This window comes from Klebsiella sp. GW_Kp182 (assembly GCF_040062275.1).
GTDB lineage: Bacteria > Pseudomonadota > Gammaproteobacteria > Enterobacterales > Enterobacteriaceae > Klebsiella > Klebsiella michiganensis.
In genome coordinates this window covers 17,796-28,622 of record NZ_JBEAFQ010000065.1, presented here as the reverse complement: position 1 = coordinate 28,622, position 10,827 = coordinate 17,796, and the positions used below count along the sequence as shown (strand labels likewise).

At 58.7% G+C, this 10,827-nt stretch carries 11 protein-coding genes; 8 read left to right on the top strand and 3 right to left on the bottom strand.

What is annotated here, in order from left to right:
* Positions 1 to 20: 20 nt before the first annotated feature.
* Both ABLU88_RS25730 and ABLU88_RS25725 read right to left on the bottom strand, forming a co-directional pair.
* Complete coding sequence (locus tag ABLU88_RS25730; protein ID WP_348838474.1) at positions 21 to 416, bottom strand: hypothetical protein; 396 nt, start codon at positions 414 to 416, stop codon at positions 21 to 23.
* On the bottom strand, positions 416 to 1,276 hold the full coding sequence (locus ABLU88_RS25725) for a LysR family transcriptional regulator (protein ID WP_014227126.1): 861 nt from the start codon (positions 1,274 to 1,276) through the stop codon (positions 416 to 418). The genes ABLU88_RS25730 and ABLU88_RS25725 overlap by 1 nt, the downstream gene beginning before the upstream one ends.
* Before the next feature lie 97 nt (positions 1,277 to 1,373).
* Here ABLU88_RS25725 and ABLU88_RS25720 point away from each other — a divergent pair, with 97 nt between their 5' ends.
* From ABLU88_RS25720 to arnF, 8 genes are all read left to right on the top strand, one after another.
* Positions 1,374 to 1,880, top strand: a complete 507-nt coding sequence (locus ABLU88_RS25720; RefSeq protein WP_025106840.1) for a phenolic acid decarboxylase — start codon at positions 1,374 to 1,376, stop codon at positions 1,878 to 1,880.
* A gap of 399 nt (positions 1,881 to 2,279) precedes the next feature.
* A complete protein-coding gene (gene arnB / locus ABLU88_RS25715; protein WP_348838477.1) occupies positions 2,280 to 3,419 on the top strand; it encodes a UDP-4-amino-4-deoxy-L-arabinose aminotransferase in 1,140 nt (379 codons plus the stop codon).
* Position 3,420: 1 nt separating this feature from the next.
* Complete coding sequence (arnC, locus tag ABLU88_RS25710; protein ID WP_004126208.1) at positions 3,421 to 4,404, top strand: undecaprenyl-phosphate 4-deoxy-4-formamido-L-arabinose transferase; 984 nt, start codon at positions 3,421 to 3,423, stop codon at positions 4,402 to 4,404.
* Entirely contained in the window at positions 4,401 to 6,386 is a 1,986-nt protein-coding gene (gene arnA, locus ABLU88_RS25705; protein ID WP_025106841.1) for a bifunctional UDP-4-amino-4-deoxy-L-arabinose formyltransferase/UDP-glucuronic acid oxidase ArnA, read from the top strand. Before arnC ends, arnA begins: the two co-directional genes overlap by 4 nt.
* Complete coding sequence (arnD, locus tag ABLU88_RS25700; protein WP_014227123.1) at positions 6,383 to 7,285, top strand: 4-deoxy-4-formamido-L-arabinose-phosphoundecaprenol deformylase; 903 nt, start codon at positions 6,383 to 6,385, stop codon at positions 7,283 to 7,285. Before arnA ends, arnD begins: the two co-directional genes overlap by 4 nt.
* Positions 7,285 to 8,940, top strand: a complete 1,656-nt coding sequence (arnT, locus tag ABLU88_RS25695) for a lipid IV(A) 4-amino-4-deoxy-L-arabinosyltransferase (RefSeq protein ID WP_185219770.1) — start codon at positions 7,285 to 7,287, stop codon at positions 8,938 to 8,940. The genes arnD and arnT overlap by 1 nt, the downstream gene beginning before the upstream one ends.
* Complete coding sequence (gene arnE, locus ABLU88_RS25690) at positions 8,937 to 9,275, top strand: 4-amino-4-deoxy-L-arabinose-phosphoundecaprenol flippase subunit ArnE (protein ID WP_014227121.1); 339 nt, start codon at positions 8,937 to 8,939, stop codon at positions 9,273 to 9,275. Before arnT ends, arnE begins: the two co-directional genes overlap by 4 nt.
* Positions 9,275 to 9,658 carry a 4-amino-4-deoxy-L-arabinose-phosphoundecaprenol flippase subunit ArnF gene (gene arnF / locus ABLU88_RS25685; RefSeq protein WP_004855095.1) on the top strand — a complete coding sequence of 128 codons (384 nt, stop codon included), beginning with the start codon at positions 9,275 to 9,277 and terminating at the stop codon, positions 9,656 to 9,658. The genes arnE and arnF overlap by 1 nt, the downstream gene beginning before the upstream one ends.
* Here arnF and ABLU88_RS25680 read toward each other — a convergent pair.
* Positions 9,655 to 10,704 (bottom strand): AI-2E family transporter, encoded by a 1,050-nt coding sequence (locus ABLU88_RS25680; protein ID WP_009654337.1) that lies wholly within the window; start codon positions 10,702 to 10,704, stop codon positions 9,655 to 9,657. The genes arnF and ABLU88_RS25680 overlap by 4 nt on opposite strands.
* Between the last annotated feature and the right edge of the window lie 123 nt (positions 10,705 to 10,827).

Below are 10,827 nucleotides of genomic sequence, written 5' to 3'. Positions count from 1 at the left end.
GCCGGAGAAAGTATCGGCAACTAAAAATGGTTGCAGGCGTTCACAGTATCTACCGGCTCGCAGACGGCGGGGAACCTGTAGCCCGGGCAAGGCGCGTTAAGCGCCGCCCCCGGGAGCAGCGCGCAGAGAGGCTGAATTTCCCGGAGGCGATGCAGCGCATCTGTCCGGGCTACCGGCTCGCAGACGGCGGGGACCTTGTAGCCCGGGCAAGGCGCGTTAAGCGCCGCCCCCGGGAGCAGACCGCAGAGAGGCTGAATTTCCCGGAGGCGATGCTGCGCATCTGTCCGGGCTACTGGCTCGCAGACGGTGGGGACCTTGTAGCCCGGGCAATGCGCGTTAAGCGCCGCCCCCGGGAGCAGACCGCAGTGAATCTGTAGCCCGGCTAAGCGCAGCGCGAGCCGGGTAAACAAGCCCATCAGGGCGCTCTGAACAGATCCAGCAGCGTGGCGACCTGCTCATCAATAGGTGTTAAATCACGCTTAACGATCAGGTGCAGCGGCGTTGCCCGCCGCGCGCCGTGTCCCAGCGGCAGCGCCTTCAGCACCCCTTGTTGAAGCTGTGGGCCAATGCGCTCTTCCGGCAGCCAGCCAAATCCGACCTGATACAGCACCGCATCGATGGCGGCATCAATAGTGGAAAACGTCCATGCATCGCGGGAAGATTGCGGGTCGTTGCTGCGGTCGGCGATGCGCACCAGCGGCCAGGGGGCCAGCGCGCTGTCGTCCAGCGGCCCCGCCAGTGCGGAGAGTGGATGATCGCGATGGGCGACGGCGACAAAATCAATGTTCATCAGCCATTCGCCGCGGCCGGTAATATCCTGACGGCGGGTCAGCACCATCACGTCCGCCTCGGTGCGGGCCGGATGCTCTTCCTCAACGTTTTCCAGCACTTCGGTCAACCTGACCTGAGTTTGCGGGTAGCGCTGTTGAAACTGGCGCAGAATGGCGAACAGCCGCTGGCGTGGGAAAATGCTGTCGACCACCAGATCCAGCCGGGTCCGGGCGCCGTCTCGCAGGGTGGCGGCATGGGTTTCGACATAAGAGAAGGCCTGCAGCAGCGGCTTAACCTGGCCGAGCAGCAGCTCGCCTGCCGGGGTCAGCACCGCGCGACGGCCCGATGGCGTCAGCAGCGTGACGCCCAGCCGCTCCTGCAACAGCGCGAGATTATAGCTCACCGACGACTGGCTGCGGTGGGTCTCGTCCGCCGCCTTCGCGAAGCTACCCAGCTCGACAACTTTCTCCAGCAGCGCCCATTGTTCCAGCGTAGTCTTGTGCATAATCCATCTAAAAAGTGAATGAGTTTAATCCAAACATAGCGTTATTCATCCATTTTTTAAAGCAGTATGCTTGTTCTCAACAAACAGAGGAGAACAGATTATGAGCACATTCGACAAACACGACCTGAGCGGTTTTATCGGCAAACATCTGGTTTATACCTACGATAATGGCTGGAACTACGAAATTTACGTTAAAAACGGCACCACCCTGGATTATCGTATTCACAGCGGTATCGTCGCGAATCGTTGGGTGAAAGATCAGCAGGCTTATATCGTTCGCGTCGGCGAAAGCATCTACAAAATTTCCTGGACCGAACCGACCGGTACCGACGTGAGCCTGATCGTTAACCTCGGCGACAAACTGTTTCACGGCACCATCTTTTTCCCGCGCTGGGTAATGAATAACCCGGAGAAAACCGTCTGCTTCCAGAACGATCATATTCCGCTGATGGTCTCTTATCGTGAAGCCGGTCCGGCTTATCCGACAGAAGTGATTGATGAGTTTGCCACCATCACTTTTGTGCGCGATTGCGGTGCGGATAATGACGAAGTGATTAATTGCCCGGCTAACGAATTACCTGACAACTTTCCTGCCAACCTGTAATCATTTTGAAATAGTTTCGTGATTCGACTGGATTTTTTATATTTGCTGAACGATGTTTAAAGATAGCTTATTGGAATCTGGTTGAGCATCCGTTTACTTTTCGCCAATGCGTTCCCGCTATTTCTCCGTCCGGCGGGAACGCTATAGCGCCTTTTTCTGCGATAAATTCCACTCTATCTCAATGATTTTTAACAAAATTATCATGCATATCTAATTAATATTAATTTCTTAATATTATCCTAAGCAAATCTGACTAAATTTAATAACATCTGAATACAAAATAATGAAATGCGCCATCGGGCTGATTTCGCTTTCATTTTCATTTTGTTTAGGTCAGCAGGTGCAGGATATTTCTTATCGACCCGGTTTTTCGCGGGTCATTCACAGAACAGGAACATGATGAGCGATTTTTTGCCGTTTTCGCGCCCGTCGATGGGCGACGCAGAGCTGGCTGCGCTGCGTGAAGTTTTGCAATCGGGCTGGATCACCACTGGACCGAAAAATCAGGCGCTGGAAGAGGCGTTCTGCACGTTAACCGGCAACCGTCACGCCATCGCCGTCAGTTCGGCGACCGGCGGCATGCACGTCACGCTGATGGGGCTGGGTATCGGTGCGGGCGATGAAGTGATCACCCCTTCCCAGACCTGGGTCTCCACGCTGAACATGATCTGCCTGCTCGGCGCGACCCCGGTGATGATCGATGTCGATCCCGATAACCTGATGATTACCCCCGAAGCGGTTGAAGTGGCAATCACCCCGCGAACCAAAGCCATTATCCCTGTGCACTATGCTGGCGCACCGGCGGATATTGACGCCATTCGCGCGATTGGCGAGCGTCACGCTATTCCGGTGATTGAAGATGCCGCCCACGCGGCGGGGACGTACTACAAAGGCCGCCACGTCGGGTGGCGCGGTACCGCCATTTTCTCATTCCATGCGATCAAGAATATGACCTGCGCCGAAGGCGGGCTGGTGGTGACCGACGATGACGAACTGGCCGCGCGCATTCGCAGCCTGAAGTTCCACGGCCTCGGCGTTGACGCTTATGACCGCCAGACCCTGGGCCGCGCCCCGCAGGCGGAGGTGATTTCGCCGGGCTTTAAATACAATCTCGCGGATATCAACGCCGCGCTGGCGCTGGTGCAGCTGGATAAGCTCGCCCACGCCAATCAGCGCCGCGCCGCCATTGCGCAACGCTATCTGCGCGAGCTGGCGGATACGCCCTTCAGGCCGCTGGTGGCGCCGTCGTGGGAGCATCAGCACGCCTGGCACCTGTTTATTATCCGCGTTGACGAAGCCGCCTGCGGCATCAGCCGCGATGCGCTGATGGAAAGACTGAAGGCCATGGGCATTGGCACCGGCCTGCACTTCCGCGCGGCCCATACGCAAAAGTATTACCGCGAGCGTTTCCCTGAAGTTTCATTGCCGCATACGGAATGGAACAGCGCGCGCATTTGTTCCATTCCGTTGTTCCCGGATATGACCGATGACGATGTCACTCGGGTCATTTCCGCACTGCACCAGCTGTCAGGACGTTGATATGTTTAGCTATCCTCCCGTGAAAAAGGTCTCGGTCGTTATTCCTGTGTATAACGAACAGGAGAGCCTGCCGGAGCTTATCCGCCGCACCGACACCGCCTGCGCGACGCTCGGACGGCAATATGAAATTCTGCTGGTCGACGACGGCAGCAGCGATGACTCGGCGCGAATGCTCACCGAAGCCGCCGAGGCCGAAGGCAGCCACGTGGTGGCGGTCCTGTTGAACCGCAACTATGGCCAGCACTCGGCGATTATGGCGGGCTTCAGCCACGTTACCGGTGACCTGATCATTACCCTTGATGCCGACCTGCAAAACCCGCCGGAAGAGATCCCGCGCCTGGTTGAGAAGGCCGATGAGGGCTACGACGTGGTCGGTACCGTGCGCCAGAACCGCCAGGACACTTTCTTCCGTAAAAGCGCCTCGAAGATGATCAACCGCCTGATCCAGCGTACCACCGGTAAAGCGATGGGCGACTATGGCTGCATGCTGCGCGCCTATCGCCGCCATATCATCGACGCGATGCTCAACTGTCATGAGCGCAGTACGTTTATCCCGATTCTGGCGAACACTTTTGCCCGCCGGGCGGTTGAGATCCCGGTGATGCACGCCGAGCGCGAATTCGGCGATTCCAAATACAGCTTTATGCGCCTGATTAACCTGATGTATGACCTGGTGACCTGCCTGACCACCACGCCGCTGCGCCTGCTGAGCCTGTTCGGCAGCGTCATCGCTCTGCTGGGCTTCGCCTTCGGCCTGATGCTGGTGGTGCTGCGTCTGGTGTTTGGTCCCCAGTGGGCGGCGGAAGGGGTGTTCATGCTGTTCGCGGTGCTGTTCATGTTTATCGGCGCCCAGTTCGTCGGGATGGGCCTGCTCGGGGAGTATATCGGCCGCATCTATAACGATGTCCGCGCCCGCCCCCGCTACTTTATTCAACGTGTTGTTCGCCAGCCGGAAACGGCATCTCAAGAGGAAGATCGTTCATGAAAGCCGTAGTCTTCGCTTATCACGATATGGGTTGTGCAGGTATTCAGTCTCTGCTGGATGCCGGTTATGACATCGCCGCTATTTTTACCCATCCGGATAACCCTGGCGAAAACCATTTTTTTGGCTCCGTGGCGCGTATTGCCGCTGAGCAAGGCATCCCGGTATGGGCGCCGGAAGATGTGAATCATCCGCTGTGGATCGAACGTATCCGTGAGATTAAACCGGACGTGCTGTTCTCGTTCTACTACCGCAACCTGCTGTGCGATGACGTTTTGAATATTGCGCCGCAGGGGGCTTTTAACCTGCATGGTTCACTGCTGCCAAAATACCGCGGCCGCGCGCCGCTGAACTGGGTGCTGGTGAACGGCGAAAGCGAAACCGGCGTGACGCTGCACCGTATGGTTAACCGCGCCGATGCCGGCAATATCGTGGCGCAGAAAAGCGTCGCGATCGGCGCGGATGACGCGGCGCTGGCGCTGCACCGTAAGCTCTGTTCCGCGGCGTCGGAACTTTTGGCTCAGGCGCTGCCCGCCATCCGCGACGGCAAAACCGAAGAGCGCGCCCAGGATGAAAGCCTGGCGACTTACGTCGGTCGCCGTACGCCGGAAGACGGTCGCCTCGACTGGGAACGCTCGGCCCAGACGCTGCACAACCTCGTCCGTGCGGTCTCCGATCCGTGGCCGGGCGCGTTCGGCTACGCCGGCGCGAACAAGTTTATCGTCTGGAAATCCCGCGTGCGCCACGATCTGGCCGCCGCCAAAGCGGGGACGGTGATCTCCGTTGCGCCGCTGGTGGTCGCCTGCCAGGAAGGGGCGTTAGAAATCGTTACCGGGCAGACCGAGCGCGGCGTTTATATGCAGGGTACGCAGCTGGCGCAGGCGCTTGGCCTGGTTGCCGGCGCGGTGCTGAGCAGCAAACCGGTGGTGGCGATTAAGCGCCGTACCCGCGTGCTGATCCTCGGGGTGAACGGCTTTATCGGCAACCACCTGACCGAGCGTCTGCTGCAGGACGACAACTACGAGATTTACGGCCTGGACATTGGCTCCGACGCTATCAGCCGCTTCCTCGACAACCCGCGCTTCCACTTCGTTGAAGGCGATATCAGCATTCACTCCGAGTGGATCGAGTACCACATTAAGAAGTGCGACGTGGTCCTGCCGCTGGTGGCGATTGCCACGCCAATCGAATATACCCGCAACCCGCTGCGCGTGTTTGAGCTGGATTTCGAAGAGAACCTGAAGATTATCCGCGACTGCGTGAAATACGATAAGCGCATCATCTTCCCGTCGACCTCGGAAGTGTACGGCATGTGCACCGACAATAACTTCGATGAAGATACCTCCAATCTGGTGGTCGGGCCGATTAACAAACAGCGCTGGATCTACTCGGTCTCCAAGCAGCTGCTGGACCGCGTGATCTGGGCCTACGGCGATAAGAACGGCCTGAAGTTTACCCTGTTCCGTCCGTTTAACTGGATGGGGCCGCGCCTCGATAACCTCAACGCCGCGCGCATCGGTAGCTCTCGCGCCATCACCCAGCTGATCCTTAACCTGGTTGAAGGTTCGCCGATCAAGCTGATTGAGGGCGGTAAGCAGAAGCGCTGTTTTACCGATATCAGCGACGGTATCGAAGCGCTGTTCCGCATCATTGAGAACAAAGATGGCCGCTGCGACGGGCAGATCATCAACATCGGCAACCCGGATAACGAAGCGAGTATCAAAGAGCTGGCGGAAATGCTGCTGGCCTGCTTTGAGCGCCATCCGCTGCGCGACCGCTTCCCGCCGTTTGCCGGGTTCCGTGAAGTGGAAAGCAGCGATTACTACGGTAAAGGCTATCAGGACGTCGAACATCGTAAGCCGAGCATTCGCAACGCGAAGCGCTGCCTGAACTGGGTGCCAACGGTGGAAATGGAAGAGACCGTGGAACACACCCTGGACTTCTTCCTGCGCACGGTTGAGCTGACGGACAGCGGAAAATCATGAAACAGGTCGGCTTACGCATAGATGTCGATACCTTTCGCGGCACGCGGGACGGGGTCCCGCGGCTGCTGGCTCTGCTGAGCCAGCACGGGATTCAGGCAAGCTTCTTTTTCAGCGTCGGGCCGGACAACATGGGGCGCCATATCTGGCGCCTGATAAAACCGAAGTTTCTGTGGAAGATGCTGCGCTCAAAGGCCGCGTCGCTGTACGGCTGGGATATCCTGCTGGCCGGTACCGCCTGGCCAGGGCGCAGGATCGGCGCCGGGAATGAGGACGTTATCCGCGCCGCCGCGCAGGAGCATGAAGTCGGCCTGCACGCCTGGGATCACTATAGCTGGCAGGCGTGGAGCGGCGTCTGGCCGCAGGAAAGGCTGACGCTGGAGGTTGAACGCGGGCTGCTGGAGCTGGAGCGGATTATCGGTCGCCCGGTAACCTGTTCCGCCGTTGCCGGCTGGCGTGCCGATCAGCGGGTGATCAAAGCCAAAGAGGCTTTCGATTTCCTCTATAACAGCGACTGCCGGGGGACCGGGCCTTTTCTGCCGCAGCTGGGGAACGGCGCGCCGGGAACCGTGCAGATCCCGGTAACCTTACCGACCTGGGATGAAGTGGTGGGCAACGCGGTGGATAGTGCGGGCTTCAACCGCTATCTGCTGGACTGCATCCATCGCGACGCGGGGACGCCGGTCTATACCATCCATGCCGAAGTGGAAGGCATCGCCTTCGCGGAGCAGTTTGATGAACTGCTGACCATGGCCGCACAGGAAGAGATCCGGTTTTGCCCGCTAAGCCAGCTGCTGCCCGCCGATTTTAGCGTGCTGCCGCGAGGTAAAGTGGTTCGTGGTGAACTGGCCGGCCGGGAAGGCTGGCTTGGACGTGAACAATTACTCAATTCGGGTGTTTGATGAAAAGCATTCGCTACGGCGCCTCTCTGGTCGCCCTTTTTGTCCTCTACTATTTACTGCCGCTTAACTTCCGCCTGCTCTGGCAGCCTGATGAAACCCGCTACGCGGAGATCAGCCGCGAAATGCTGGCGACCGGCGACTGGGTGGTGCCGCATTTCCTCGGGCTGCGCTACTTTGAAAAGCCCATTGCCGGTTACTGGATCAACAGCATCGGCCAGTGGCTATTCGGCCACAATAATTTTGCCGTCCGCTTTGGGGTGGTGTTTTCCATTACCGTCACCGCTCTGCTGGTCGCCTGGCTGGCATGGCGTCTTTTCCGCGATAAACGCGTCGCGATCCTGTCACCGGCGATCTTCCTGACCGCGCTGCTGGTTTACGGTATCGGCACCTACGCGGTGCTCGACCCGATGATCACCATGTGGATGGCGCTGGCGATGTGCAGCTTCTGGGGCGCGGCGCAGGCCCAAAGCCACGGCGGCAAAATTCTCGGCTATGTTTTACTCGGCGTGGCCTGCGGGATGGGGGTGATGACCAAAGGCTTCCTCGCGCTGGCGGTGCCGGTGGTCGGGGTACTACCGTGGGTGATTGCGCGTAAGCGCTGGCGCGAAGTGTTGACTTACGGCTGGCTGGCGGTGGGCGTCTGCGCGCTGGTGGTGCTGCCGTGGGGTCTTGCCATCGCCAAACGCGAGCCGGACTTCTGGCGCTACTTCTTCTGGGTGGAGCATATCCAGCGTTTCGCGGAAAAAGATGCCCAGCATAAAGCGCCGTTCTGGTACTACATTCCGTTCCTGATTGCCGGCAGCCTGCCGTGGCTGGCGCTGCTGCCGGGTGCGCTCAAGCGCGGCTGGACCGAACGCGATGAGTCGCGCGGTGCGCTCTATTTGCTCGGATGGGTGGCGATGCCGTTCCTGTTCTTCAGCATTGCTAAGGGTAAACTCCCAACCTATATCCTGCCCTGTTTTGCTCCCCTGTCGATTCTGATGGCGCGCTACGCGCTGGACGCGGCGAAGGCGGGGGCGAAGGCGCTGAAAATTAACGGCGCGATCAACCTGGCCTTTGGCCTGATTGGCCTGGTCGCCGTGCTGGTAGTTTCGCCGTGGGGCATTATGCACAAGCCGGTATGGAGCCATATTGAACTCTATAAGTGCCTGCTGGCGGCGCTGATATTTGGCTGCTGGGCGCTGATGGGCTGGCTGGCGATGAAGGACAACGGCCGCCGCTGGACCCTCGCCGCCTGCTGCCCGCTCGGGCTGGCGCTGCTGGTGGGCTTCGCTATCCCGGATCGGGTGATCGACAGCAAGCAGCCGCAGTTCCTGGTGGATATCGTCAGCGAATCGCTGACCCCGAGCCGCTACGTGTTGACCAATAACGTCGGTATCGCCGGCGGGCTGTCGTGGGAGCTCAAGCGCAGCGATATCATTCTGTTCGACAAGCAGGGCGAGCTGAAGTACGGTCTCTCCTGGCCGGACGCGCAGCACCAGTTTGTCGATCAAGCCCATTTTGCTGACTGGCTAGCGACGCACCGCCAACAGGGCCCCGTCTCGCTGGTTCTGCTGATGGATAAAGGAGAAAGTATGGCTGATTTAGCGCTACCGAAACCGGATAGCTCCTACGAGCTTGGGCGCGTGGTGTATATCCAGTATCTGCCGCAATGAGCGTCTGGATCTGTCTGGTTTTCGCCAGCCTGCTGAGCTGCGCCGGACAGCTGTGCCAGAAACAGGCGACCCGCCCGTCCAAATCCGGGCGGCGCGGGTACCATATCCTTGGCTGGCTGGGGCTCGCGCTGCTCTCTCTCGGCTGCAGCATGCTGCTGTGGCTTAGCGTGCTGCAGTCGATCCCGGTCAGCATCGCCTATCCCATGCTGAGCCTGAACTTCGTCTGGGTGACGCTGGCGGCGTGGGGGATCTGGCGCGAGCCGGTCGCGCGTCGCCACTGGCTTGGCGTGGGACTCATCGTCGTTGGGATCGTTATTCTCGGGAGCCGTATCTGATGGGCTTAATCTGGGCGTTGTTCAGCGTCGGCCTGGCGAGCGGCGCGCAGCTGCTGCTGCGCAGCGCGATGGTCGAGCTCCCGCCGCTGACGGAGATATTCACCTTCCTCAACCATCTGCTGCATCTGCGTGCGGGCACGTTTGGCCTGGCGTTCGGGCTTATGGGTTACCTGCTGTCGATGGTCTGCTGGTACTTCGCTCTGCATCAACTGCCGCTGGCGAAAGCCTACGCGCTGCTGAGCCTGAGCTACATCCTGGTATGGGCCGCCGCCATCTGGCTCCCCGGCTGGCATGAGCCTTTCCACTGGCAATCGCTGCTGGGCGTGCTGCTGATTGTCGCCGGAGTGCTGACGATCTTCTGGCCGGTGAAGCGGCAGGGCTAGCCCGGTAGCCTGCTTTTGGGGCGCCCGGGCCCGAGCAGGATGGCTAACTTACTGCCGCCCCTGGTGGTCTCCATCCATATTTTACACACGCTAGTTAACGGTACCGACAGCAGCATTCCCACCGGTCCAAGCAGCCATCCCCAGACCAGCAACGAGAGGAAAACCACCAGCGTAGACATGCCCAGCCGGTGGCCCATCATGCGGGGTTCGAGAATATTGCCGATAATCATGTGCACGACTAAAAAGAGTGCGCCGACCAGCAGGCATTCATAATATCCGTTAAAAAGTAACGCCTGGATCATCGGCGGGACGGCGGAAATCACCGAGCCAATGTTAGGCACATAGTTCAGCAGAAAAGCCAGCACGCCCCACATCAGCGCAAACTGCACCCCCATTAGCATCAGCCCTAACCAGATAATCACCCCGGTCCACAGGCTAAGCAGCGTTTTCAGCGCCAGATAATGCGAAACGCCTTTTAACGCCCGATGAAGACCGGCGATGTGGATTTGCGGGTTGTTGAGGGCAAAACGGAGTTTATAGGGCACATGCCGGACTTCAAAAAGCATAAATACCACCGTCATAACCAGCAGAACGACGCTGGCCATGGCGCCGGACAGCCCGGTCATCAGGGTGGTCGTGAACGTCATCAGCTTGTCGGAGTCTATGCGTTGCAGCATACGCTCCGGGGACATATGAATATGCAAAAAGGGCAGCGCCTCCTGCAGCCGCAGGACTTTTGCCGTCAGCTCTTTATTATATTTTGGCATCATGGCGACAAATTCGTTAACCGACGCGGCCAGTACGCCAATTAACGCGGTGAGCACGATCAGCATCACCACCACCACGATAGTAATGGCGACCGGGCGACGCACGCCGCGGCGAATAAACCAGGTGACCAGCGGGTTGAGGACAATGGCGAAGAACAGCGCCAGTAATAGCTGCACGATGATATCTGCCGCGGCGTGAATACCGGCGAGGATAACCACCAGTGACGCCAGTTTGAGCAGAATATGCATGCCCGTTTTATCGGGCTGAGGGGTTGTCATTCACTCTTCCTTTCTATGATTTTCATTAAGTGTAGCGGCTGGCTTGCTGCCAGGAATCCTAATCTGGCTGCTGATTTATAACGTGTGGCGTGGTAGAAATGAAACACAGTTGTAAAAATCTGG

Bases quoted from the DNA above. Each gene is read 5' to 3' on its own strand.
- ABLU88_RS25730 (WP_348838474.1), bottom strand. From the start codon at position 416: ATGGGCTTGTTTACCCGGCTCGCGCTGCGCTTAGCCGGGCTACAGATT.
- ABLU88_RS25725 (WP_014227126.1), bottom strand. From the start codon at position 1,276: ATGCACAAGACTACGCTGGAACAATGGGCGCTGCTGGAGAAAGTTGTC.
- arnB (WP_348838477.1), top strand. From the start codon at position 2,280: ATGAGCGATTTTTTGCCGTTTTCGCGCCCGTCGATGGGCGACGCAGAG.
- arnC (WP_004126208.1), top strand. From the start codon at position 3,421: ATGTTTAGCTATCCTCCCGTGAAAAAGGTCTCGGTCGTTATTCCTGTG.
- arnA (WP_025106841.1), top strand. From the start codon at position 4,401: ATGAAAGCCGTAGTCTTCGCTTATCACGATATGGGTTGTGCAGGTATT.
- arnD (WP_014227123.1), top strand. From the start codon at position 6,383: ATGAAACAGGTCGGCTTACGCATAGATGTCGATACCTTTCGCGGCACG.
- arnT (WP_185219770.1), top strand. From the start codon at position 7,285: ATGAAAAGCATTCGCTACGGCGCCTCTCTGGTCGCCCTTTTTGTCCTC.
- arnE (WP_014227121.1), top strand. From the start codon at position 8,937: ATGAGCGTCTGGATCTGTCTGGTTTTCGCCAGCCTGCTGAGCTGCGCC.
- arnF (WP_004855095.1), top strand. From the start codon at position 9,275: ATGGGCTTAATCTGGGCGTTGTTCAGCGTCGGCCTGGCGAGCGGCGCG.
- ABLU88_RS25680 (WP_009654337.1), bottom strand. From the start codon at position 10,704: ATGACAACCCCTCAGCCCGATAAAACGGGCATGCATATTCTGCTCAAA.